Annotated in this window: 19 protein-coding genes; 9 read left to right on the top strand and 10 right to left on the bottom strand. The window is 70.7% G+C overall.

The window, feature by feature from the left end:
* Nucleotides 1–145 precede the first annotated feature (145 nt).
* A complete protein-coding gene (locus tag ACFWY5_RS22745) occupies nt 146–1,174 on the bottom strand; it encodes a saccharopine dehydrogenase NADP-binding domain-containing protein (protein ID WP_379634094.1) in 1,029 nt (342 codons plus the stop codon).
* A gap of 88 nt (nt 1,175–1,262) precedes the next feature.
* Here ACFWY5_RS22745 and ACFWY5_RS22740 point away from each other — a divergent pair, with 88 nt between their 5' ends.
* Entirely contained in the window at nt 1,263–1,850 is a 588-nt protein-coding gene (locus ACFWY5_RS22740; protein ID WP_379634092.1) for a TetR/AcrR family transcriptional regulator, read from the top strand.
* A gap of 392 nt (nt 1,851–2,242) precedes the next feature.
* Here the strand turns inward: ACFWY5_RS22740 and rny are convergent, their stop codons facing one another.
* The 4 genes from rny to ACFWY5_RS22720 form a co-directional block, all read right to left on the bottom strand.
* Nucleotides 2,243–3,859 carry a ribonuclease Y gene (gene rny, locus ACFWY5_RS22735; RefSeq protein ID WP_379620660.1) on the bottom strand — a complete coding sequence of 539 codons (1,617 nt, stop codon included), beginning with the start codon at nt 3,857–3,859 and terminating at the stop codon, nt 2,243–2,245.
* A gap of 377 nt (nt 3,860–4,236) precedes the next feature.
* Nucleotides 4,237–5,208, bottom strand: coding sequence for a recombination regulator RecX (gene recX, locus ACFWY5_RS22730; protein WP_379634090.1), 972 nt, complete (start codon nt 5,206–5,208; stop codon nt 4,237–4,239).
* An 11-nt stretch (nt 5,209–5,219) separates the two neighbouring features.
* Nucleotides 5,220–6,332: a recombinase RecA gene (gene recA, locus ACFWY5_RS22725; RefSeq protein WP_379611420.1), complete on the bottom strand. Its 1,113-nt coding sequence runs from the start codon at nt 6,330–6,332 to the stop codon at nt 5,220–5,222.
* 142 nt (nt 6,333–6,474) lie between these two features.
* Entirely contained in the window at nt 6,475–7,842 is a 1,368-nt protein-coding gene (locus tag ACFWY5_RS22720) for a PhoX family protein (RefSeq protein ID WP_379634088.1), read from the bottom strand.
* Between the two features lie 151 nt (nt 7,843–7,993).
* Here ACFWY5_RS22720 and ACFWY5_RS22715 point away from each other — a divergent pair, with 151 nt between their 5' ends.
* Nucleotides 7,994–8,266 (top strand): hypothetical protein, encoded by a 273-nt coding sequence (locus tag ACFWY5_RS22715; RefSeq protein WP_184966736.1) that lies wholly within the window; start codon nt 7,994–7,996, stop codon nt 8,264–8,266.
* On the opposite strand, the gene ACFWY5_RS22710 is transcribed toward ACFWY5_RS22715, so the two are convergent.
* The gene (locus ACFWY5_RS22710) at nt 8,249–8,443 is read right to left on the bottom strand and encodes a DUF3046 domain-containing protein (RefSeq protein WP_184966738.1); all 195 of its coding nucleotides are present in this window, start codon (nt 8,441–8,443) and stop codon (nt 8,249–8,251) included. The two genes, ACFWY5_RS22715 and ACFWY5_RS22710, sit on opposite strands and share 18 nt — an antisense overlap.
* Nucleotides 8,444–8,692: 249 nt before the next feature.
* Nucleotides 8,693–9,181, bottom strand: coding sequence for a VOC family protein (locus ACFWY5_RS22705; protein ID WP_379611423.1), 489 nt, complete (start codon nt 9,179–9,181; stop codon nt 8,693–8,695).
* An 88-nt stretch (nt 9,182–9,269) separates the two neighbouring features.
* On the opposite strand from ACFWY5_RS22705, the gene ACFWY5_RS22700 reads away from it, so the two are divergent.
* Together ACFWY5_RS22700 and ACFWY5_RS22695 are read left to right on the top strand one after the other, a co-directional pair.
* Nucleotides 9,270–13,799 carry an ATP-dependent helicase gene (locus ACFWY5_RS22700; protein WP_379634086.1) on the top strand — a complete coding sequence of 1,510 codons (4,530 nt, stop codon included), beginning with the start codon at nt 9,270–9,272 and terminating at the stop codon, nt 13,797–13,799.
* Nucleotides 13,800–14,525: 726 nt separating this feature from the next.
* Nucleotides 14,526–15,617, top strand: coding sequence for a glutamate--cysteine ligase (locus ACFWY5_RS22695; RefSeq protein WP_379611425.1), 1,092 nt, complete (start codon nt 14,526–14,528; stop codon nt 15,615–15,617).
* A gap of 321 nt (nt 15,618–15,938) precedes the next feature.
* On the opposite strand, the gene ACFWY5_RS22690 is transcribed toward ACFWY5_RS22695, so the two are convergent.
* Nucleotides 15,939–17,075: a cytochrome P450 gene (locus tag ACFWY5_RS22690; RefSeq protein WP_379634084.1), complete on the bottom strand. Its 1,137-nt coding sequence runs from the start codon at nt 17,073–17,075 to the stop codon at nt 15,939–15,941.
* 37 nt (nt 17,076–17,112) lie between these two features.
* On the opposite strand from ACFWY5_RS22690, the gene ACFWY5_RS22685 reads away from it, so the two are divergent.
* Nucleotides 17,113–17,532, top strand: a complete 420-nt coding sequence (locus tag ACFWY5_RS22685) for a MarR family winged helix-turn-helix transcriptional regulator (RefSeq protein ID WP_379634082.1) — start codon at nt 17,113–17,115, stop codon at nt 17,530–17,532.
* Here the strand turns inward: ACFWY5_RS22685 and ACFWY5_RS22680 are convergent.
* Nucleotides 17,519–18,166, bottom strand: a complete 648-nt coding sequence (locus ACFWY5_RS22680; RefSeq protein ID WP_379634080.1) for a M15 family metallopeptidase — start codon at nt 18,164–18,166, stop codon at nt 17,519–17,521. The genes ACFWY5_RS22685 and ACFWY5_RS22680 overlap by 14 nt on opposite strands.
* A 12-nt stretch (nt 18,167–18,178) precedes the next feature.
* On the bottom strand, nt 18,179–19,327 hold the full coding sequence (locus tag ACFWY5_RS22675; protein WP_379611429.1) for an ROK family protein: 1,149 nt from the start codon (nt 19,325–19,327) through the stop codon (nt 18,179–18,181).
* Between the two features lie 142 nt (nt 19,328–19,469).
* Between ACFWY5_RS22675 and ACFWY5_RS22670 the strand changes: the two genes are divergently transcribed.
* From ACFWY5_RS22670 to ACFWY5_RS22655, 4 genes are all read left to right on the top strand, one after another.
* Nucleotides 19,470–20,813 carry an extracellular solute-binding protein gene (locus tag ACFWY5_RS22670; protein WP_379611430.1) on the top strand — a complete coding sequence of 448 codons (1,344 nt, stop codon included), beginning with the start codon at nt 19,470–19,472 and terminating at the stop codon, nt 20,811–20,813.
* Nucleotides 20,814–20,815: 2 nt separating this feature from the next.
* On the top strand, nt 20,816–21,835 hold the full coding sequence (locus ACFWY5_RS22665; RefSeq protein WP_379634078.1) for a carbohydrate ABC transporter permease: 1,020 nt from the start codon (nt 20,816–20,818) through the stop codon (nt 21,833–21,835).
* Complete coding sequence (locus ACFWY5_RS22660; protein WP_379625475.1) at nt 21,832–22,683, top strand: carbohydrate ABC transporter permease; 852 nt, start codon at nt 21,832–21,834, stop codon at nt 22,681–22,683. Before ACFWY5_RS22665 ends, ACFWY5_RS22660 begins: the two co-directional genes overlap by 4 nt.
* A gap of 74 nt (nt 22,684–22,757) precedes the next feature.
* On the top strand, nt 22,758–24,176 hold the full coding sequence (locus ACFWY5_RS22655) for a glycoside hydrolase family 3 protein (protein WP_379625473.1): 1,419 nt from the start codon (nt 22,758–22,760) through the stop codon (nt 24,174–24,176).
* The last annotated feature ends 369 nt before the right edge of the window (nt 24,177–24,545 follow it).

Below are 24,545 nucleotides of genomic sequence, written 5' to 3'. Positions count from 1 at the left end.
GACACCCTTCTCGGTAACCCAGCCCATCCGACACCCGCGCGGCGTCCTCCACCCGCTCAACAGCCCCACGCAACGCACCCCACGCGGCGTGCTCTGTGCGGCATTTCTCCCGGTGTTCCTCCCTCAACCCGATGTCCCGGGGTGGTCAGGAGGGGGTGAGGGGTTCGGGCAGGGTGAGGGTGAAGAGGCCGAGCCGTTCCAGATCGCGCAAGAACGGCGCGGCGGCGAACGCCTGAGCGGGGCCGTAGACGCCCGGACGGTCGGGGCCGCGGCCGTCGGCCAGGCGCACGGCGGCCTCCACCGAGGCCACCGCGCTCTCCCTCCACAGGTCACGCCCGCTTGCCTGACCGGCCCGGTTGCCGTCGGCCGTCACCACCTGGACGGCGACGGTGAAGTGGGAACCGGCGCGCGTGGCGGCGTCGACGTGTTCGTTGGTGAACGCGCGTTCGTCGCTGAACGTGTCGGCCGTGAGCTGCGCCTCCACCCGGCGGGCGGTCACGTGGCGGGGGATGGTGACGACGTCCGACGACGGAAGGGGGGCGATCATGCTGCGCGGCCCCAGCGGCGGCGGGAAGGGGTAGACGGCGTTGCGCGGTTCGATGTCGCCGACGTGGAAGGCGCCGTCGGTGTAGGTGATGCGCCGCGTGTCGGCGAACAGCAGCTCGGCCGTCCCCTTCGCGCCGGTCGTCAGCATCCAGTCGCTCACCGCGTAGGCGACGGTGACCCGGTCGACCTCGCTCATCCCGGCCGCCACGGCGCCCGCGAGCAGGTCGCCCAGCCCGCCGTAGAAGCTCATCGCGGTGACCATGGTGATGCCGGCGCTCTGGGCGCGGGCGTCCATCTCCGCGTACATCCAGGCGGTGTGGTGCTGCTCCAGCGCGTGGTCGACGTAGTGGCAGCCGCCGTCGGCGGCGGCCTGCGCGACCGGCCGTCCGGTGTGGGTGAACGGCCCCGCGCAATGGATCAGTACGTCAGCCTCGGCGGCCAGCTCCCGCAGGGCCGCCGGGTCGTCCAGTGCGGCCTGACGGACCCGGGCCCCGCCGAGTTCGTCGGCCATGGCCTTGAGCTTGCCCTCGTCGCGCCCGGCCAGGATGACCTCCGCGCCCCGGGCACGTAATTCGGCGGTGGCCAGGCGGCCGGTGTGGCCGGTGGCTCCGTAGACGGCGATGTTCACGACTCGCCTCCGTGTTTCATACTGACGGTAGGTAACGTGCCTTCGAAGTTACGTACCGCGAGTATGCAAGTCAATGGGGAGCACGAAGATGACGCGCCGCACGCAGGCGGAGCGCTCGGACACGACCACGTCGCAGCTGATCAGCGCGGCGCGAAAGCTGTTCGGCGAGTACGGCTACGCCGCCACCTCCATCGACGCCGTCGCCGCCACGGCCGGGGTCACCAAGGGCGCCGCCTACCACCACTTCAACGGAAAACTCGGCCTGTTCCGCGCCACCTTCACCCGCGAACAGGAGGAGATCGCCACCCACCTGGAAGAGGTGGGCGCCGCATCCCCCGACGCGTGGACCGCCCTGCGGCACGGCTGCCGCACCTTCCTGGAGCACTGCCTCGACCCGGGCTTCCGCCGCATCGTCCTGCTGGACGCGCCATCGGTGCTGGGCTGGGAAGAGGTACGCCAGATCCAGCAAGCCCACACCCTGCGCGTCCTGCTGAACGCCATGCGAGCAACCGACGACACACTCCCCGCCGAAGCGTTGGCGATCAGAGGTCAGTTGATGTTCGGCGCCCTGTGCGAAGCCGGCATGCTCCTGGCCCGCTCTCCAGACCCCACCGCCGCCCTACCCCCCATAACCACCCAAGCAAACCACCTCCTAACCGCCCTCCACACCCCCTAATCCCCACCCCCCAAGAACCCCAGCCCCTCACAGCCCCCAGCCCCTCACGCCCCCTGCCAGCCCCTGCCGCCTCACGGTCTCCGCCCTCCCAGCCCCCGGCCTCACGCCCTCTCTGTCCCACGCCTCACGGCCCGCCCCCCTCCGCCGGCTCTGCCGCCTCACGGTCACCGCCCTCTCAGCCCTCGGACGCCGACTCTTTGGGCGTGTGGCATGCGGCCTTCGGGCCATCGGGACCGTGGGGGAGGTTGACGAAGGGCCGTTGCGGCGGGTGCCACGTCCGACGTGAGAAGCGATCCCCCCGACCTGCCCCGGCGCACGTCGGCGGGTGGGGGTGGCGGTGGCTTGCCGTAACAGAAGAAAGGGAGATTTGTCTCGGGCGAGACGAAATCCCGTCAGCGGGCGAACTCGGTGGCGCGGGACTCGCGGACGACGGTGATGCGGATCTGCCCCGGGTAGGTGAGTTCTTCTTCGACCTGTTTGGCCACGTCGCGGGCGATCACCTGGGCCTGGATGTCGTCGATCGCGTCCGGCTTGACCATCACGCGGATCTCGCGCCCGGCCTGCATAGCGAACACCTTGTCCACGCCGTCGTACGACTGGGCGATCTCCTCCAGCCGCTCCAGCCGCTTGACGTAGGCCTCCAGCGACTCGCGGCGCGCACCAGGGCGGCTGCCGGAGATGGCGTCGGCGGCCTGGGTCAGTACGGCCTCGACGGTCCGGACCTCGACCTCGTTGTGGTGGGCCTCGATGGCGTGGACCACGTCCTCGTCCTCGCCGTAGCGCCGGGCGATCTCCGCGCCGATCAGCGCGTGGGAGCCTTCCACCTCGTGCGTCAGGGCCTTGCCGATGTCGTGCAGCAGGGCGCAGCGCTTCATGAGCGCCTGGTCCATCTTGAGTTCGGCGGCCATGATGCCGGCGATGTGCGCGGACTCGATGAGGTGCTTCAGGACGTTCTGTCCATACGAGGTGCGGTAGCGGAGCTGGCCGAGCAGCAGGGTGAGCTCGGGGTGCATGTCCGTGATGCCCAGCTCGACCAGGGCGTCTTCACCGGCCCGCGCGCACAGGTCGGCGACCTCCTGGCGGCTGCGGTCGTGCGCCTCTTCGATGCGTTGCGGGTGGATACGCCCGTCGAGCACGAGCTTTTCGAGCGTGAGCCTCGCCGTTTCCCGGCGTACCGGGTCAAAACACGACAGAAGCACCGCTTCCGGGGTGTCATCGATGATCAGGTTCACGCCGGTCGTGGATTCGAAAGCGCGGATGTTGCGCCCCTCGCGGCCGATGATGCGGCCCTTCATCTCGTCGCCCGGCAGGTGTAGGACGCTGACGACCGACTCGGCCGTCTGCTCGGCCGCCACCCGCTGTACGGCCAGCGTCACGATCTTGGTAGCCCGCTTCTCACCCTCCTTGCGGGCGGTGCCCTCGATGTCGCGGATGATCAGCGCCGCCTCGCGCTTGGCCTGGTTCTCGATCTCCTTGACCAGCTCGGACTTGGCCTGATCCGCGCTCAACCCGGACACCCGCTCCAGAATGGCCCGGCGTTCGTCCTCGACCTGCAGCAGTTCCTCGCGCCGCCCGGCCAGTTCCGTCTCGGTCTCGGCCAGCTTGCGGTCGCGTTCGCTCTGGCGCCGTGCCTCCTCGTCGAGCCGTTGCTCACGCTCGGCCAGCCGGCCTTCCCGGCGTTCGAGGTCGGTGCGCAGCTCCTTGAGCTCGGTCTTCAGGATCCGGCTCTCCTCTTCGACCTCCCGCCGCATCTGCGTCGCGCTCGCCGCCGCCTGCTCCGACCTGCGCAGAATGTCCTCGGCGTCGGTCTCCGCCTTCGCGCGGATCTCCCCGGCCTCCAGACGCGCCTGCTCCAGTTCCTCGTGGACGGCGGCCTCCTGCTCGGGGGACGGCTTCGCCGTACCTGGAACGTGCCCGGACGTACGCCGCAGCACTATCACCAGTGTCGCCATCGTCACGAACACCAACAGGAGCACAGCCACCAGCAACACCACGACCAGCGGATCCATGTGCTCCCCGCCCTCCTCGCGTCACAAGACTTTCAAAACGCGGACTGAAAAACGGGAGGGGTCACGTGCGCGGCACGGACAGCCCGATCGGCGTGTGGACCGATATCAAGCCAAGACCGACCGGGCGTCGGCCCACCTGGCCAACACCTCGCCTGTCTCGGTCAATCGAGCTCGCTCGTACGTCGTTCACCGGTATGGCAATCCGCGCTGCGCGGAGTAACTCCTCACTGCCGTCGAGGTTATGCGTCGAACAAGTCACGAGCAAGCAAACGCATCATCAAGCGTGTCTTACCGACCACTGCATACCAATTCAGACACCTATCCGGCCCAACACCCCAAAGACCCCCAATGTCCCAACTCAGGCCGACCGGCACCCGCTAGGAGAAGTCATCCTCTATCTCCACGCCCTCCTGCTCCAGCGCCTCCCGGATCACCCGGAACGCCAGCCCACCCGAGTACCCCTTGCGCGCCAGCATCCCCGCGAGCCGCCGGGTACGGACCTGAGGGTCGAGCCCCCGGGTGGAGGACAGCTTGCGATCCACCAGCCGGCGGGCGGTCTCCGCCTCCTGGTCGGAGTCAAGGCGTTCGACCGCGTCCTTGACCGTGTCGTTGTCGACACCACGATGGCGAAGCTCCGCGGCCAGAGCACGCCGAGCCAGGCCGCGGCCATGGTGCCGGGAGTCGACCCAAGCCTCCGCGAACGCCTCGTCGTTGATCAGCCCGAGCTCGGTGAACCGGTCGAGCACGGCATCGGCCGCCTCCTTCGGTATCTCCCGCTTGCGCAGGGCCTCGGCCAGCTGGGCCCGCGTCTTGGGCGCCAGCGTGAGCATCCGCAGGCAGACGGCCCGCGCCACCGCCTCGGGATTGGCCGGTGGCCCGGCGGCGGCGGCACTGCCCTCGTCCGGCCCGTCCGGCAGCCACCCGCCGCCCGAACCGTCCTCCGATCGTCGCCAGCCACCACGTCCGGAGCCTCTGGAGCCCTTGGCCCCCCGCCCGGACCGGCCGCCACGCCGCGATCCCCGCTTCCCCCCTCGCTCAGACTCCCCCGCGGGCTCGGCGAAGAGCCCCCGCTCTTGCCCCGCCTCGGGCCCCGGCGTCTCGGCCGGTACGTCAGGAGTCCCCCAGCTGGTCCAGGGAGCCGGGCCGCCGGGGGGTTCGTCGAAGGCCCCGGGCTCCGGCCCGGCGGGCGGGGGCTTCCGGGTGGCGCGTACCTCGTCCAGCGAGGCCGGCCAGCCGTCCGCAGGCTTGCCGCGACGGGCGGAGCCCTTGCCGCGGCCCCGCGCGGGACCGTCCGGCCAGGCGCCCCAGTCGTTGGGGTGAGGCGCCCGTGCCGGGTCGTCGTCGCTCACGTGCCGACCGATCAGACGTCACCGGGCTTCGGCGCGGCCGCGGCCTTGGCGCGGCCTGTGGGCGCGGCGGGCGCCGTGGCCGGCGCGGCGGCGGCCGGCGGAGCGGCGGCCTCGGCCGGGGCGTCCAGGCGCGGGCCGACGCCCAGCTTGTCCTTGATCTTCTTCTCGAGCTCGTTGGCCATGTCGGGGTGGTTCTTCAGGAAGTTGCGCGCGTTTTCCTTGCCCTGGCCAAGCTGCTCACCCTCGTAGGTGTACCAGGCGCCGGACTTGCGGACGAAGCCGTTCTCCACACCCATGTCGATCAGGCCGCCCTCGCGCGAGACGCCCACGCCGTACAGGATGTCGAAGTCGGCCACGCGGAACGGCGGGGCCATCTTGTTCTTCACGACCTTGACCCGGGTACGGTTGCCGACCGCCTCCGTGCCGTCCTTCAGGGTCTCGATGCGGCGGATGTCGAGGCGGACCGAGGCGTAGAACTTCAGCGCCTTGCCGCCGGTCGTGGTCTCGGGCGAGCCGAACATGACGCCGATCTTCTCGCGCAGCTGGTTGATGAAGATGGCGGTGGTGCCGGTGTTGCTGAGGGCGCCGGCGACCTTGCGCAGCGCCTGGGACATCAGGCGGGCCTGCAGGCCCACGTGGCTGTCGCCCATCTCGCCCTCGATCTCCGCCTTGGGCACCAGGGCGGCGACCGAGTCGATGACGATGATGTCGACGGCGCCCGACCTGATCAGCATGTCGGCGATCTCGAGCGCCTGCTCGCCGGTGTCGGGCTGGGAGACCAGGAGGGCGTCGGTGTCGACGCCGAGCTTCTTGGCGTACTCGGGGTCGAGTGCGTGCTCGGCGTCGATGAAGGCGGCGATGCCGCCCGCGCGCTGGGCGTTGGCCACGGCGTGCAGGGCGACCGTCGTCTTACCCGAGGACTCCGGCCCGTAGACCTCGACGATCCTGCCTCGGGGGAGCCCGCCGATGCCGAGTGCCACGTCGAGCGCGATCGACCCCGTCGGGATCACCTCGATCGGCGCGCGGGCGTCGTCACCGAGGCGCATGACGGAGCCCTTGCCGAACTGCCGCTCGATTTGCGCGAGGGCAGTCTCAAGGGCCTTCTCGCGGTCGTTGATAGCCATGGGAACTCCCCTGAAGGGTCGTGGTCGGTCGGTCGAGTGAAAGCTACGGGCTGCCACCGACAATTTCCCGCCGTCGCCACGAAGTCGCGGTCCGGCGTGTTTCATAGTAGCCGAACGGCTGTTCGATCAACTCCGGAACACGCTACAACGAACCACGTCGCCAAGGACCGGTGATGGCGAAGGTGATCCCCGGCGTCTGGATGTTGGCGAAAAGCCACTTCCCGCTGGGGTCGAAGACCGATCCGCACCACTCCGAGCCCCGGTAGTCCCCGGCCGGGACGCTCTTACCGGGCACGCCGCCCTCCGGGATCACCACCGCGTTCTCCGCGAACGGGAAGATCTCGCCGTCCGTGGTGAGCCCGTGCAGGTACTCCGCGCCGCTCCCGTCCTCGCACAGCACGATCCCGCCGCGGGGGCTCACGCAGATGTTGTCCGGGTTGTTCAGGACCGAGGCGTTCGGCGAGGCGAACAGCACGCGCATCTTGTCGCGCCGCAGATCGTACTCGAACACCTGCCCCTGGCCGGCGGGACCGCCGCTGGTGCTGACGATGTAGATCTTGCGATGGTGGTACCAGGCGCCTTCGAGCCTGCGGAAGGAGGCGCCGCCCTTGGCGATCCCCTGCTCCACCACGGAGGTCTCGCCGGGCCCCGGGTCCGGCTCGTCGATGCCGACCCACCCGATCTCCGGATAGACCGTCCCCGTCCCGTCGGCGTAGGTCGTGTAGGGGCCGTCGCCGATGGTCAGCATCTCCAGTTTGCCGCCCTTGCCCAGCTTGCCGCGCACGCGCGGGCGGAAGCGGTAGAGCCCGCTGGGAGTGGCGTCCTCCGTCTCGTACACGTACCCGGTCGCGGGGTCCACCGCGACGGCCTCGTGCGAGAAACGCCCCATCGCCTTGTACGGCACCGCGTCCGACACCCCGTCATGCGGCACCTCGAAGATGTACCCGTGCCGCACCTCCCCGTTGACCAGGGTGGTTTCCTCGCACGACAGCCAGCTCCCCCACGGAGTGGGTCCGCCGGCGCAGTTGCGCACGGTTCCCGACAGCGAGGCCCACGACGCCAGGAAGGCGCCCCTGCGGGTGTCGAAGGCGAGGTTGGTGGTGCCGCCGCCGGCCTGGGGGTCGTAGTTGGGGGAGAGATAGGCGCCGGTCAGGTCGCCGACCTCGTGGTTGCGGACCAGGATGGTGGCGTGGGCACCGCCGTACCGGAAACCCCATCGCGGGCGGAAGGCGGCCATTCCGTCGTGCAGGGCGGGGGTGGGGCGGCCGTCGGTCATGCGGTCGCCGGTCCAGCCGTGGGAGACGTAGGAGAAGCCTTCCGGCAGTTTGAGCAGTTCGAGACCGGTTGTACGGTCGCGTACGGGACGGAGCGGCCCGTAGTCGACGCTGAACGGATGTTTCACCATCGTCGTGGCGTCGGCCGTGCGCGCCGAGAGCGCCGCGAGCGGCCCACTGGCGGCCGCGCCGATCGCCGTGGTGCGTAAGAAGCGGCGCCTGTCGATGCTTGTCATGGTTGCACCCTCCTCGCCGCCAGTGTCCGTCCGGCGACGCGAGGGTGTCATGTGCCTGAACCGACAGGACATTCCCGGGCATTGCGCCAGCCCTGTTGCCATGCCCCGTGAGCTGGGGAGATCCTGAGGAGAACGGTCGAAGGGCGGCGACGTGGCGAGCACGTACACCGGGGAACGGCGCACCCATCTGGAGGCTCTGGCCGAGCTGCTGCCCGCGCACGGGCTGGTGGGTCGCATGGTCGGCGGCGACGATCCGGTCCTGTGGGCCTGGCATCCGCGCAGCGGCAAGCAGACCATCATCTTCGCCACGCCCGCGCACCGGGGCTGGATGTTCCTGTGGTCGCCCGGCGGGCAGGGCAGCGCCGACGATCTGGATCAGACCGCCAGGTCGCTCAGGGACACACTGTCAGTGGAGCTTGGGTGAGACGCTCTCGACCTGGCAGACCGCCCGCCAGACGGACTTGACGCTCTCGCCGTCGGCGAGCGCCTGCACGACCGTGCGGCCGCCGAGCGGGGCCAGCACGTAGTCGTGGGCCCATGAGTCGGCGTACACGTCACCGAAGTGCACGCGCATCCTTCTCCAGAATTCGGTCAGGCGCATGCACCAAGTATCGACGAGCTGAGGCATGGGTAAGACACCCGCATGCCAAAGGCCTCCAAGTCTTCATCCCCCAGACCCCCCACATCCCCCAGGAAGCGGGCTCTTCGCGCTAGGCGTCGCCATCTGCTCGTCTTACTTCGCTCCGCCGTACAGCAGGAGAAAGCGGATCGATCCGAGCGGCACGCCGGAATCCGGAGCCAACCCCGCACGGGCCGGCCGCGCACCCGGCGTGCGTCGCGGCGCTGACCGTCACATCACCCGGGAGCCGTACATCTCACCGAGATGGTCGGCGAGCAGCTCCAGCCTGGCGCCGTCGGGGTCTTTGAAATAGATGGAGGCGCCGCTCTCGATCTGGTGCGGCACGCCGGCCATCTCCAGCTTCCCGCGCAGCCGATCCCACGTCGCGGGGTCGACGGAGATCGCGATGTGGTGCAGACCGCCGAGCACTTCCTGGTACGGTCCGAGGTCGAGGCCGGGGAAGTCGAAGAAGGCCAGCAGGTTCCCGTTGCCGATGTCGAAGAAGAAGTGGTTCGAGCCGCGGTAGTCGCGGTTCTCGAAGATCTCCGTGAGCGGGAACTCCAGAAGCTCCTGGTAGAAGCGGATCGTTCGCTCCACGTCCGAGGAGATGAGCGCGAAGTGGTGCAGGCCGCGGGCACTGCTGGACGGCCGGTGCGGTAAGAGGTACTTCTCCCTCAGCCGGTCCCGTTGCGCGTCGATGGCCGCGTGGTCGGTGGTCACAGTCGGTGTATGTCCGTTCGGACGTCACTCAACCACCCCAGGCGGCGGCAATGCGTTTTCTGTCGGTGCGGCGAGGCATCATGTGCACGTGAGCTCGCTTGCCCATTTCAGCCCGCTGACCAGCCAATGGTTCACCGGCGCCTTCGTCGCGCCCACCGCCGCCCAGGAGGGGGCGTGGGCGTCCATCGCCCGCGGCGACAACACGCTCGTCGTGGCGCCCACCGGGTCGGGCAAGACGCTCGCCGCCTTCCTGTGGTCGCTCGACCGCCTGGCCACGCGCGCGCGGGAGGCCAAGGGCACCAAGGTGCTCTACGTCTCGCCGCTCAAGGCGCTGGCCGTCGACGTCGAGCGCAACCTGCGCGCGCCGCTGGCGGGCATGAAACAGACGGCGCGGCGGCTGGGCCTGCCGGTGCCGGAGATCTCCGTGTCGATCAGGTCCGGCGACACGCCCGCCGACGAGCGGCGCAGGTTCGCCGGCAAGCCCTCCGACATCCTCATCACCACGCCGGAGTCGCTGTTCCTGCTGCTGACCAGCCAGGCGCGCGAGGCGCTGCGCGGCGTCGAGACGGTGATCGTCGACGAGGTGCACGCGGTGGCGGCGACCAAGCGCGGCGCGCACCTGGCGCTCAGCCTCGAACGCCTCGACGCCCTGCTGGAGCGGCCCGCCCAGCGCATCGGGCTGTCGGCGACCGTGCGGCCGGTGAGCGAGGTGGCCGCGTTCCTGGGCGGCGCCCGCCCGGCCGCGGTGGTCCAGCCGCCGTCCGACAAGCGGATCGAGGTCGAGGTCGTCGTCCCCGTCGAGGACATGACGGAGATGGAGGCGCGCCCCGGCGAGCCGCAGGACGACTTCGCCGAGCCGGTCAACCGCTCGATCTGGCCGCATGTCGAGGACAAGCTGTTCGACCTGATCGAGGCCCACAGTTCCACGATCGTCTTCGCCAACTCGCGGCGGCTGGCCGAGCGCCTGTGCACCCGCCTCAACGAGCTGGCCTACGAGCGCGAGCAGGGCCCCGAGGCGCTTGACCTGACCGGTTTCGACATGCCCGCGCAGATGATGGCGCAGGCCGGGGCGAGCAGGGGCGCGATACCCGAGATCGTGCGCGCCCACCACGGCTCGGTCTCCAAGGAGGAGCGCGCCCAGATCGAGGAGGCGCTGAAGTCGGGCCGGCTGCCCGCCGTGGTCGCCACCTCCAGCCTGGAGCTGGGCATCGACATGGGCGCCGTCGACCTGGTCGCCTGCGTGGAGGCACCGCCGAGCGTGGCCAGCGGGCTGCAGCGCATCGGCCGCGCCGGCCACCAGGTGGGCGCGGTCTCCAGGGGCGTCATCTTCCCGAAGTACCGCGGCGATCTGGTGCAGACCGCCGTCGTGGCCGAGCGCATGAAGGCGGGCCAGATCGAGGAGCTGCGCTATCCGCGCAACCCGCTCGACGTGCTGGCCCAGCAGATCGTGGCGATGACCGCGCTCGAGGAGTGGACGGTCGACGAGCTCGAGGCTCTGGTACGGCGGGCCGCGCCGTACTCCACCCTCCCGCGAACGGCGCTGGAGGCGACGCTCGACATGCTCGCCGGCCGCTACCCGAGCGAGGAGTTCGCCGAGCTGCGCCCGCGCGTCGTGTGGGACCGCGTGACCGGCACCCTGCAGGGGCGGCCCGGCGCGCAGCGGCTGGCCGTCACCAACGGCGGCACGATCCCCGACCGCGGCCTGTTCGGCGTCTTCCTCGTCGGTGAGAAGGCCTCGCGGGTGGGCGAGCTGGATGAGGAGATGGTCTACGAGTCGCGCGTCGGCGACGTGTTCGTGCTGGGCGCGACCTCCTGGCGGATCGAGGACATCACCGCCGACCGCGTGCTGGTCTCCCCCGCGCCAGGTCAGCCGGGCAAGCTGCCGTTCTGGCACGGCGACACCGCCGGCCGTCCCGCCGAGCTGGGCAAGGCGATCGGCGAGTTCCTGCGCGAGCCGGAGGAGGAGCGGATGCGCGCGGCCGGGCTCGACGCGTTCGCCTCGGCGAATCTGCTGGCCTACCTGACCGAGCAGCGCGAGGCCACCGGCTACGTCCCCGACGATCGCACGCTGCTGGTCGAGCGCTTCCACGACGAGCTGGGCGACTGGCGCGTGGTGATCCACTCCCCCTATGGCGCGCGCGTGCACGCCCCATGGGCGCTGGCGATCAACCGGCGGCTGCGCGAGCGCTACGGCGTCGACGTGCAGGCGGTCCACTCCGACGACGGCATCGTGCTGCGCATCCCCGACACGCTGGCGGAACCGCCCACCGACGTGGCCGCCTTCGACGCCGAGGAGATCGAGCAGCTCGTCACCGAGGAGCTGGGCGGTTCCGCGCTGTTCGCCGCGCGGTTCCGGGAGTGCGCGGGCCGGGCGCTGCTGCTGCCCAGGCGGGTGCCGGGCCGGCGCAGCCCGTTGTGGCAGCAGCGCCAGCGCGCCGCCCATCTGCTCGGCGTGGCCAGCCAGTACGCCTCGTTCCCGATCGTGCTGGAGACCATGCGCGAGTGCCTGCAGGACGTCTTCGACGTGCCCGGCCTGGTGGCGCTCATGCGCGACATCGCCGCCAGAAAGGTGCGGGTGGTGGAGGTGGAGACCTCGCAGGCCTCGCCGTTCGCGGCCTCGCTGCTCTTCCACTACATCGGCGCGTTCATGTACGAAGGCGACGCCCCGCTGGCCGAGCGCCGCGCCCAGGCGCTGGCCCTCGACACGTCCCTGCTGGCCGAACTGCTCGGCCAGGCCGACCTGCGCGAACTGCTCGACCCCGACGTGATCGCCGACACCGAGCGGGAGCTGGCCCGGCTCGACCGGCCGCTGCGCGACCAGGAGGACCTCGCCGACCTGCTGCGTTCGCACGGTCCGCTGCTCGCCGCCGACGTCAGCGTGCGCGGCGGCGACCCTGCCTGGCTGACCGGGCTCGAGAGCGCCCGCCGCGCCCTCCCGGTGCGGATCGCCGGGGAGGAGCAGTGGGTCGCGATCGAGGACGCCGCCCGCGTGCGCGACGCGCTCGGCGCGCCGCTGCCCGTCGGCGTCCCGCACGTCTTCCTCGAACCGGTCGCCGACCCCCTGGCCGACCTCGTGGCCCGACACGCCCGCACCCGCGGCCCCTTCCATTCCGGTACGGCTGCCGCCCGCTTCGGCCTCGGCGTCGCCGTGGTCACCGACGCGCTGCGGCGGCTGGCGGTGACCGGGCGGGTGGTCAGCGGCGAGTTCCGTCCCGGCGGCCGGGGTGAGGAGTGGTGCGACTCGGGCGTGCTGCGGATGCTGCGTCGCAGGTCGCTGGCCCGGCTGCGCAAGGAGGTCGAACCGGTCTCCCCGGAGACGCTGGCCCGCTTCCTGCCCGCCTGGCACGGCATCACCTCGCCCGGCCCCGCCCCCGGCTCCGCGCGCGACAGTGGTGCGGCGCGGGCCATGGACGCTCTGGTCGGTGCGCTCGACCAGTTGCAGGGGGCGGCGGTCCCGGCCTCGGCCCTGGAGACGCTCGTGCTTCCCGCCCGTGTCCCCGGCTACTCGCCCGCGCTGCTCGACGAGCTGACGGCGGCCGGTGAGGTCATCTGGGCGGGGCAGGGTTCGCTGCCCGGCGGGGACGGCTGGATCTCCCTCTACTTCGCCGACACGGCTCCCCTGCTCATGCCGGAACCCGCCGAGATCACCCTGACGCCGCTGCACGAGCAGATCCTCGGCGCGCTCGGCGGGGGTGGGGCGTTGTTCTTCCGCGGGTTGTCCGACCAGATGGGCTCGCTGGATGACGGGGCGCTGGCCGCTGCCCTGTGGGACCTGGTGTGGGCGGGGCGGGTCTCCGGTGACACGCTTGCGCCGATGCGCGCCGCCCTGGGCACCGGGCGTCCGGCGCACCGGCCGGCGACGAACCGGCGGCGGCGGGCCGTACTGCCCAGCCGTACCGGGCCGCCCACGGTCGCCGGCCGCTGGTGGCTGCTGCCCGCCCCCTCCGACCAGCCGGCCCAGCGCGCCCAGGCGCAGGCCGAGGTCATGCTCGAACGCCATGGCGTCGTCACCAGGGGCGCGGTCACCTCGGAGCGCCTGCCCGGTGGGTTCACGCCCGTTTACCAGGTGCTGCGGGCGTACGAGGAGAGTGGGCGCTGCCGCCGCGGCTACTTCGTGGAGGGGCTGGGCGGCGCCCAGTTCGCCCTGCCCGGCGCGGTCGACCGCATGCGCGCGATGTCCGCGGAACCCGAGCCACGCCCGGAACCCCACCCCGGCTCGCACCCGGACTCGCGCCGCGGTTCCGAAGCCGAGCGGGCCCGGCGCGCGGTGGTCCTGGCCGCCGCCGACCCCGCCAACCCCTACGGCGCCGCTCTCCCCTGGCCCGCGCACCCCGGCAGCCACAAGCCCGGCCGTAAAGCGGGCGCCCTGGTGGTCCTGGTGGACGGGCACCTGGCGCTCTACGTGGAGCGGGGCGGCAAGACACTGCTCTCCTTCGCCGACGACACGCGACTGCAGCCCGCCGTGGACGCACTGGCTCTGGCGGTGCGGGATGGGGCGCTGGGCAAGCTGACGGTGGAGCGGGCGGACGGCGGACACATCAACGACTCGCCCTTGGCCGCGGCCTTGGAGTCCGCCGGATTCCACCCGACTCCGCGGGGGTTGCGGCTGCGCGCCTGACTGGGGCGGCGGTTTCCAGCCTCGGTGCGGGATGCCGGCGGGGCGGTGGTGGCGGTTGGGTGTGCGGGCGTTCTCAGCGACCGCTGCAGTCGACGCTGGTTGTCGCCTGCGTCTGCGCCGGGGCCGGGACGGCACCGTTGCTGGTTGGGCGCGTGGGCGGCTGTGACCCCGGAGGTGGTTCTTGGTTGGGTGCGAGCGCGCATAGCCCGCTCTTGGGCACGGCGCGGAGCGCGGGGCACGGGACGCAGGCACGGACGCGGAGCACGGACGCGGAGCACGGACGCGGAGCGCGTGCGCGGGAGCGCAGAGGCGCGTGCGCGGGAGCGCAGAGGCGCGGGAGCGCAGAGCGCAGGGGCGGGCGCGGGAACGCGGGGCGGGAGCGTAGGGGACGCAGGCGCAGGGCGCGGACGCGCAGGAGCGCAGGGGGCGCGGACGCGGAGCGCAGGGGGCGCAGGGGGCAGGGCGCGGGCGCGGGAGCACAGGAGCCCGGAGCGCAGGGCAGGACGCGGAGCGCGGGGGCGCGGGGGCGGGGCGCGGGCGGTGGGCTCGCGGGGTGGGGTTCTTGGGCTGCGGTTGTGTGTGGACCGGGGTTGCGGTGCTTGGTTTGCGGCTGGGCGGGGAGGCCTTGGGTGGGTTGGGTGCGGTGTTGGGGCTGGTCAGGGGGTGGTGGGGATGGGCTCACGATGGTGACGTTGCCGTAAGGGTTGAAATGGGTATAAACCACTCGTGACTCCCCTCATCGGGATCGAGGAGGAGTACCTAATCGTCGATCCCCACACACGACATGTGGCACCCAGGGCGGCGGATGTTCTGGCCGCAGCGACGAACGTGATGGGTGAGGACATCACCCAGGAGATCAGCCAGTTCCAGATCGAAGCCCGTACCGCGCCGTCGAGCGACCTCTCCGAGTTGGGGGCGAGACTGCGCGCCGCCCGCACCGAGGTGGCTAAGGCGGCGCAGGAATGCGGGCTGGCGCTGGTCGCCAGCGCGATGCCGGTCCTGGGCCAGTCGGGGCCGATTCCGCTCTCGGACGATCCGCGGTACGAGAACGGGCAGGTGCGCTATCGGGCTCTCCAGGATGAACTGTGCATCTGTGCTCTCCATGTCCATGTGGACGTGCCGGATGAGGAGCTTGCCGTTTACGTCGGCAACCACCTGCGGCCCTGGCTGCCCACGCTCATCGCGCTCGCGGCCAACTCCCCGTTCTTCGTCGGCCGGGACACCGGCTACGCCTCCTGGCGGGTGATCAGCTGGAGTCGGTGGCCGGTTTCGGGGGCTCCGCCGTACTTTGCGAGCTTTGCGGAGTATGAGCGGGCGGTCGGCGCGCTGTCGGAGTCGGGCGCGCTCATGGACGCCAAGACCCTCTACTGGGACGCCCGCCCCTCCTCCACCCTGCCCACCGTCGAGGTACGCGTCGCCGACGTGCCACTCGACGCCAACGACAGCCTCACGATCATCGGGCTGATCCGGGGGCTGGTGGTCACGGCGCTGGGCGATGTGGCGCGCGGCGATCGCGGGCTGCCCATCGGCGCGGAGGTGATGCGCGCCGCGTACTGGCGGGCGGCGCGCGACGGGCTCGAAGGCGCCTGCCTCGACCTGCGGGCGGGCGAACTGGTGCCGGCGCCGGAGATGGCGCGCCGCCTCCTCCAGCACGTACGGCGGGCGGTCGGCGATGCCGGCGACCTCCCGTTCATCGAGGAGGGCCTGGACCGGCTGATGCGCCGCGGCTCCGGAGCGGTACGCCAGCGAAGCGTCCACCAGCGCGACCACGACCTCGCGGACGTGGTCGACGACCTCATAGTCGCCACCGTCGCCTAGCTCACTCCCGCCACCCATTTCACCCCACTGGCCCAACCGCACCGTAAAGCCGCTCCACCCAGGGCTGACCTCCGCGGGCTGACCTACCGCGGGCTGACCTACCGCGGTCTGGCCTCCCGTGGGCTGACCTACCCAGGTCCGACAGACCGCGGGCCGCCCAGCCGCGGGCGGACGGACCGGGAGCACGATCGAACCGTCACCCGCCGCGAAGCCGCGCAGGATCGTCGCGGCGGAGACGGGGCCCACGGCCTCGAACCGGCCCGGCCCGCAGCCGCGGCGCGGTGGCGGGGCCGAGCTTCTTGCGTATGCCGGAACACGGGTCTACCAGGTGACGGGCAGGCTGGCGGGGCCGTTGTCGAGGGGGTTGCCGGTCCATGGGACGTCCTCGGGCGCGCAGGCCAGCCGCAGGCCGGGTACCTGCTCGGCCAGCGCGCCGACGACCGCGACCAGCTCCATGCGGCCCAGCGCGGCGCCGATGCAGTGGTGGGGGCCGTGGCCGAAGGCCAGGTGCGGGTTCGGCGTGCGGGCGGGGTCGAAGCGGGCCGGGTCGGGGATGAGGTCGGGGTCCTGGTTGGCGGCCTCCAGGCGGACGAGGACCTGGTCGCCGGCGGCCAGCCGTACCCCGTCGAGGTCGATGTCCGTCTGCGCGTAGCGCGCGAAGGCCTCGCCGTGGAGGCCGGCGGAGTAGCGCAGCATCTCCTCGACGGCGGTGGGGACGTCGGAGATCTGGGCGAGCCCGCCGGCCTGGCCGAGGTGGACGACGCCGATCGACAGCGTGTTGGCCACGGTGAGGTAGCCGCCGAAGACCAGCGAGATGGCGGTGGTGAACAGCTCGTCGTCGCTCAGGCGGCCGTCTTCGGCGTCGCGGACCGCGATGACCTCGCTCAGCAGGTCGGGACCCGGGTCGGCGCGCTTGGCGGCGATCAGGCTGGGGAAGTAGGCGGTGAGCTCGCCCCACGCCTGCTCGAAGCCCTCGCCGCCGCCGGTGATGCCGGAGGCGGCGTCGGCCCAGGTGTAGAAGCGTTCGCGGTCGGTGACGCTGATGCCGAGCATGTGGCTGGTCACTCCAAGCGGCAGCGGGCGGCCCACGATGGAGACCAGGTCGGAGCCGGGTCCGCGTTCGCGCAGCTCGGCCACGAGCTCGCCGGCCAGCGTGATGATGGCGGGGCGCAGCCGTTCCAGATGGCGAGGAGTGAAGGCGCGGGAGAGCAGGCGGCGCAGGCGCGCGTGCGGCGCGCCGTCGCTGAGCAGCGAGGCGGGCCCCTCGGGCGTGCCGGGCGGGGCCATCGTGAAGCGCGCGTCGGACAGCACCTGGCGGGCCAGCGCCGCCCCGACGATCACCCACGCGGGCTGACCGTCCGCGGTCACGACTCTGGCGATGGGTCCGGTACGGCGCAGCTCGTCGTGGACCGGCGTCGGGCCGAACGGGGCGGGGCGCTCAAATGGTAGATTCCGCATATCGTGAAGCTAGCATATAGTGAAGGTGCATCACTACATGACCATTGAGGTATTCGAGCGGACGCTTGAGCTGGCCGGACTGCTCGGCGAGGAGATGGAGCGCAGGCTCGCGGCCGACGGCCTGACGCCGTCCCGCGCGCAGTTGCTGCGCGAGCTCGGCCGGCGCGGACCGCAGCAGCAGCGGGAACTGGCCGGCACGCTGGCGGTGAGCGCGCGCAACATCACCGGCCTGGTGGACGGCCTGGCGGCCACCGGATTCGTGACCCGCGAGCCGCACCCCGACGACCGGCGGGCCACGCTCGTCACGCTGACCGGGCGGGGCACGGCGGCGGTGCGCGCCATGGAGGAGGGGCGCGCGGCCGCGGCGGCCGCGCTGTTCGCGGGGATGCCACCGGAGCGGCTGGCCGCCTACGCCGCCGACCTCGACGTGCTGCTGGGGAACCTCAGAAAGGCGTAGACCCGTAGAGGGCGAAGGAGGCGCCGGTGGTGAAGGCCCAGTAGCGGTCGCCGTAGGACCAGTGCCACCACTCGGTCGGGTAGTTGATGAGGCCGGCCTCTTCGAGGGCCTTGCCCAGGATGGCGCGGTGCTCGCGAGCCTCGGGACCGATGTTGGCGGCGCCGGTGTAGCAGGCGCCGTCGCTCTGCTCGGGGTTGTCGTTGACGGCGGTGCCCATGTCGTACTCGACGCCTTCGGGCGAGCACAGCGTCAGGTCGACGGCGGCGCCGGCGGTGTGCGGCGCGACCTCGACCGGCGAGACGTAGCGGCTGGCCGCGACGTGCGCCTCCGCGGGCGTCATCTCCGGGAAGGAGGCCTGGAGCTGGTCGCGGTACTCCTCGAAGTAGTGCCGCTGCGTGGGGATCGGGCGATAGCCCTCGACGATCAGCAGGTGGTAGCCGGAGGGCAGGAGGTTCTCGGCCTTCTCCAGCCGGGCCAGCAGCCCGGAGCGCAGGTGCGCGTAAGCGCCGATCGCGTCGGCCAGCCGGTCGTCCACGCGCAGCCGCCCGCGTACGTCGGCGAGTGGCTCCCCACTCTCCCGAACCGGAATCGCCGCCACCCGAGGGTCCGAAATCAGCACGATGTCAGCCGCCATGGGCATAAATTCTCACACAGTGTCAGAGAAGACCTGTTCACGGGCCTGCTCCAACGCGGCCACGAGCGCGCCGCGCAGTACCGGATTTCCGGCCACGCCGGTGGTCACGACCCGGGAGGGCGAGGGGCAGACGCGGGCCACGGCCCGCTCCACCTTGGCCGCCAGGCGGGCCCCGCCCGCGCGGCCGATGTCGCCGCTGAGCACGATCAGCCCCGGGTCGAGCACGACCGCGATGGCGGCACAGCCGACCGCCAGCCGGGCGGCCACCTCGTCGAGGTAGCGGTCGCCGCCGTTGCGGACCTGGTCGGCGACGGACAGGCCGCTCACGTTGTGGTGCTTGGCCAGGCCTTCGAGCGCCTCGTGGCCGACGAGCCGCTGGAACGAGCCGGACTGCGGGTGGCGGACGTCGGTGGGCAGCGGTTCGCCGGGGACGGGCAGCCAGCCGATCTCGCCCGCGCCGCCGGTGAGGCCGCGGTGCAGCCGGCCCCCGAGCATGACGCCGAGGCCCTGGCCGATACCCGCCCAGATGACCGCGAAGTCATCGTGCCCGGCGGCGGCGCCGTAACGGTGCTCGGCCAGCGCGACGAGGTTGACGTCGTTCTCTATCGTCACCGAGGCGCCGAGGGTGTGGCGCAGGCTGGCCAGCACGCCGACGTGCCAGTCGGGCAGGTCGTGGGAGAAGCGCACATCGCCGGAGCGGGGGTCGACGACGCCGCGGGTGCCGATGACGAACGAGCGCAGCTGCGACTGGCTGATGTTGGCCGAAGCGCACGCCCGTTGTACGGCAGAGTGCACCGCTTTGACCGGATCCTTGGTGCCCCGCGGATTGACCGTCACCTCGACCACGATTTTACCTGTGATGTCGGCCACACCGACGGTCAGGCTGTCGGGCAGGACTTCCAATCCAGCGACGTAGGCGCTCGACGGAACCACGGCGTACAGGGCGGCGTGCGGACCTCTGCCGCCGGCGCGCTCGCCGACCACCTCCACGAGTCCACGATCTTCCAGTCGGGCGAGTAGCTGACCTGCGGTTACCTTGGAAAGCCCCGTCTGTTCCCCCAGCTCGGCGCGGGTCAACGGTCCTTGGTAAAGGAGCAGTTCGAGTGCCGATCTGTCGTTCAGCCGGCGCAGCAGCCGCGGGGTTCCCGGGCTTCGGCTCATGAATGCGCCCCCTCTCGTCACGATCGGCTAACGGTCTGTTTCTTTTAATAAAGTTTCTTGTTAGTTTAGCAGCAATCGTTCGGACTGACGATCAGCCAGCCTGGTGCCGACCGTAGGCCAGCACCATGGAAGGGAGAACCCTGTGAGGATCGCGAAGATCACAGCCACTACGGTCACCACAGCCGCTCTGGCTCTTGGCGTGGCCGCCTGTGGAGGCTCCGAGGCGCCGAAGACCTCCGCGGCACCGTCCGAAGGCGCGTCGAGCGCCGCACCGGGCCAGAAGTTCGCGGGTCAGACGCTCACGATGTGGCGTCTGGGCACGCCGAAGGACGTCTCGACGAAGCTCATGAACGACATCAACACCAAGTTCAAGGAGCTCACCGGCGCTGACGTCAAGGTCGAGTTCGTGCCGTGGCCCGACGCCCAGAAGAAGTGGACCACCGCTCTGGCCGCCGGTGAGGGCCCGGACGTGACCGAGTTCGGCAACGACCAGGTCGCCGCCTGGGTCAAGCAGGACGCGCTGCAGGACATCACCGACATCGCCAAGTCGACCCCCGACTTCCAGTCGATCCCGCAGAACCTGTGGAGCTACGAGACGATCGACGGGAAGATCTACGGCGTGCCGTGGGGCGGCGGCACCCGTGCCGTGCTCTACCGCAAGGACTGGTTCGACGAGCTCAAGATCGAGACGCCCAAGACCTGGGCCGACATCGTCGCGGCCGCCAAGACGATCCAGGAGAAGAAGGGCAAGGACGTCGACGGCTTCGCCTTCAACGGCGGCTCCGACGCCAACATGTCCCTCTCCCCGTTCGTGTGGTCGGCAGGTGGCGACTTCGCCGCCTCCGAGGGCGGCAAGTGGGTCGGCAAGCTGACCGAGCCCGGCTTCAAGGAAGGCTTCCAGTTCTACACGGACCTGGTCGCCAAGGAAGGCGTGTCCGGCAAGTCCCGGCTCAACCTGAACTCGATCGAGATCGGCCAGCGCTTCGCCGCCAACAAGGTCGGCATGTTCGTGACTGGCGGCTGGGACATCACGACCGTCAAGGAACAGAGCAAGGGCAAGATCGACGAGTCGAAGATGGCCTTCTTCTCGCTCCCCAACAAGGACGGCAGCGGACCGGCCCCCGCCTTCCAGGGCGGCAACGACATCGCCATCTGGAAGGACACCAAGAACCCCGAGCTCGCGGCCGAGTACATCAAGCTCGCCGCCGGCAAGGAGTTCGGCACCACCTACGCCACCTCCGAGGGCCTGCTCCCGCTCTACCCCGAGGCCCTGGCCAAGCTCGGCGAGGACCCGATGCAGAAGGCGTTCACCGACACCTTCGCGGTCGCCAAGGGCTTCCCGGCCAGCCCCAACTGGGCTGAGGCCAACGACACCAAGGCCGTGCTGCAGAACGCGGCGCGCAAGGTGATCAAGGGCGAGGCGACCGTCGACGAGGCTCTGGCCGCCGCCAACACCGAGCTCGAGTCCATCCTCAACCAGCAGTAACGATGAGTGATACGTCAACCATCGCCCGAGGCGGGGGCCACCGCGCCTCCGCCTCGGCGCGGCGGGCCAAGCCGCCGCGCCGGCCCAGCGGACTGCCTCCGCGGTTTGTCCCGTACGCCCTGCTCCTGCCCGGCCTATTGGTCATCGCGGTGCTGTTGCTCTATCCGCTGTACCAGATGGTCGACATGTCCTTCCACAAGGTCGGGCTGCGGCAGATCCGGCCGAGGAACCCGCTGCCCGCGGAGTTCGTCGGCGCCGACAACTACACCGCGGCGTTGCAGTCCGACCTTTTCGGCGTGTCCGTCCGCAACACAGTGATCTTCGCGGTCGTCACCGTGGCGCTGACGTTGGTCCTCGGCACCCTCGTCGGGCTGCTCCTGCACAAGCTCGGCCCGAAGATGTCGACCACCGTCATCGTCGGCACCATGGCCGCCTGGGCGGTTCCGCCGACCTCGGCCGCCGTGGTCTGGAAGTGGCTCTTCGACGCCGACGCGGGCGTGATCAACTGGTTCCTCAACCTGCTGCCCGACTGGTTCTCGCAACTGCTGTTCGGCCGCGCGGAGTGGGCGGGCGTGCCGTGGCTGAACGACCCGCTCGACATCTACTTCGTGCTGGTCGTCACCGTGGTGTGGGCGTCGTTCCCCTTCATCGGGGTCTCGATCCTGGCCGGTCTGAAGAGCATCCCGAGCGAGCTGTACGAGGCCGCCCGGGTGGACGGCTCCACCGCCTTCCAGACCTTCAGGAAGATCACCTTCCCGCTGCTGCGGCCGGTCTTCTCGGTCCTGGTCGTGCTCTCCATCATCTGGGACTTCAAGGTCTTCACCCAGTTGTTCATCCTGGCCGGCGGCACCAACATGCCCCGTGAGGCCTTCAACTTCTCGGTGTGGAGCTACATCGAGGCCTTCAGCCCGCCGCCCGACATGGGCCTGGGCTCGGCCATCGCCGTCGTGCTGACCGTGATCCTGCTGCTGATCACGTTCGTGTACGTACGGCAGATCGTGAAGACGGAGGACGTCCGATGAATCCCGTGACCCGCAAGAGGCTCGGCAAGATCGGCCTCAACACGGCCGGCATCACCGTCTTCCTCTTCGCGATCTTCCCGGTCTACTGGATGATCACGGCTGCCTTCAAGCCCAACGACCAGCTCAACAGCACGACGTTCATCCCGTTCCCGATGCCGCCGACGCTCGAGCACGTCGAGCGTGCCTTCACCAAGGGCATCAACGGCAACTCCATCTGGACCTACATGATGAACAGCGTGATCGTGTCGGTGAGCACGATCATCATCGGGGCCGTGTTCGCGCTGCTGGCCGCCACCGCGGTCGCGCGCTTCCGGTTCCGCTTCCGGACGAGCTTCCTCATCCTGCTGCTGATCGTGCAGATGGTGCCGTCCGAGGCGCTGCTCATCCCGCTGTTCCTGAACGTGCGCCAGATGGGCCTCTACAACGAGTTGCTCGGCCTGATCGTCATCAACGTCGGCCTGACACTGCCGTTCTCCGTGTGGATGCTGCGCACCTTCGTGGCCGCCGTCCCGAAGGAGCTGGAAGAGGCCTCCTGGATCGACGGCGCCAGCCGTTTCACCACCTTCTGGCGGGTCCTGTTCCCGCTGGTCGCACCGGGCCTGGTGGCCACGAGCATCTTCTCGTTCATCACGGCCTGGAACGAGTTCGTCTTCGCGCTCACGCTCATCGAGGACTCCAGCAAGTTCACGATGCCCAGGGCGCTGTCGTTCTTCGTCGGGCAGCGCTCGACGGACTGGGGCGGCATCATGGCCGCGTCGACACTGATGACGATCCCGGTCCTGATCTTCTTCCTGCTGGTGCAACGCCGTATGGTCTCCGGTCTGGTGGCCGGGGCCGTCAAGGGCTAGCACCCCGCAAGCGGCTCGCGCCGCCCGCCGTACAGGCCGCGGCGCGAGCTCACCAACCTCCGTGATGAGGAGATATGAGTCAGAGTGATCGGGGGCTGCGCCGCCTGGCGGCCGGCACACTGCTCGTCGCCTTCCAGGGCACCACTGCGCCCGACTGGGTGCTGAGGGAACTGGAGCAAGGCCTCGGCGGCGTCACGCTCTTCGGTTTCAACGTCGGCAACCCCGCCCAGGTGGCGGAGCTGACCGGCAGCCTGCGGGCGGCCGGGGAGCCCGTCATCTCGCTGGACGAGGAGGGCGGCGACGTCACCCGTCTCGCCTACCACGTCGGCAGCCCTTACCCGGGCAACGCCGCTCTGGGCGCGGTGGACGACGTCGAGCTGACGCACCGGGTCTACCGGGCGATCGGCTCGGAACTCGCCGCGTGCGGGATCAACCTGGACATGGCCCCCGACGCCGACGTCAACACCGCCGACGACAACCCCGTCATCGGCACCCGCTCGTTCGGCAGCGACACCGCGCTGGTGTCCCGCCACACCGTGGCCGCCGTACGCGGCCTGCAGTCGGTGAACGTGGCCGCCTGCGTCAAGCACTTCCCCGGCCACGGCGCGACCCGCATGGACTCGCACCTGGCCATCCCCATCGTGGACGTCACCATGGACGTCCTGTACGAACGCGAGCTCGCGCCCTTCCAGGCGGCCATCCAGGCGGGCGCCAAGTCCATCATGACCGCGCACGTCGCGGTGCCCGCCCTCACGGGCGACACCCCCGCCACCCTGTCCGCCGCCGCGCTGAGCGTGCTGCTCCGTCAGGAGCTCGGGTACGACGGCGTCGTCGTCTCCGACGCCCTCGACATGCACGCGATCACCAAGAGCGTGGGCCTGGCAGGGGGCGCGGCGCGCTCGCTGGCCGCCGGGGCGGACATGCTCTGCCTGGGCCCCATCCCCGGCTACGACGACGTCCAGCGCGTCATCGCCGAGATCGCCGCCACCGTGCCGGTCGAGCGGCTGGAGGAGGCGGCGGCCCGGGTGGCCGCGCTGCGCGAGTGGTTCGGCTCCGGCACCGCCCCCACAGCCGAGCTGAACGTGATCGGCCTGGCCGCCGCGCGCCGCGCGGTCCGCCTGACCGGCGCCACCAACCCGCTCACCAACCCCCTCGTGGTCGAACTCGACACGCCGCCCACGATCGCCGTCGGCGACGTGCCCTGGGGCCTGGAACTGCCCGAGGCGGAGACGGTCAGGCTGAAGCCCGACGACGCGGACCCACTGGGGATCTTGGAACGCGCCAGGGGCCGCTCGCTCATCGTCGTCGTCAAGGACGCTCACCGGCACACGGCCAGCCGGCGCCTGGTGACCATGCTCGTCACGGCCCGGCCCGACACCACGGTGATCGAGATGGGCCTGCCCGTGTGGCAACCCGACAGCGCGGCCTACATCGCCACTTACGGCGCGGCCAGGGCCAACGCGATGGCCGCCGTCGAACTCCTCACCGCCTGAAACCCAGACCCCGGCATGACAGCCCACGGTCTGACCGCCCCTGGGTTGACCGCGGGTGGGATGACAACCCATGGCATGACGGCCTGAGGGATGACGGCCTGAGGGATGACAACCCGTGGGATGGCGGTGCGCTGGCGGGACGACAACCCCCTGTGGTGACCCCGTGGCGTGGCGACCTGAGGGGTTGGCGGCCTGTGGCATGACAGCCCACGGGATGGCGGGGCGCCGACTGGCCGACAAACCCCCTGGAGTGACCTCCACGTGGGGTGGCGACATGAGGGGTTGGCGGCCTGCGGGGTTGGCGGCATGTGGCATGACAGCCAGCAGGCTGACGGCCTGCGGGGGGCTTCAGGGTGAGGGTTGGGGTTG

Origin of the sequence: Nonomuraea sp. NPDC059007 (genome assembly GCF_042740555.1) — a bacterium.
In the GTDB taxonomy this organism is placed as follows: domain Bacteria; phylum Actinomycetota; class Actinomycetes; order Streptosporangiales; family Streptosporangiaceae; genus Nonomuraea.
Note: the sequence above shows the minus strand (reverse complement) of the source record. Positions and strands in the feature narration are given on the sequence as shown.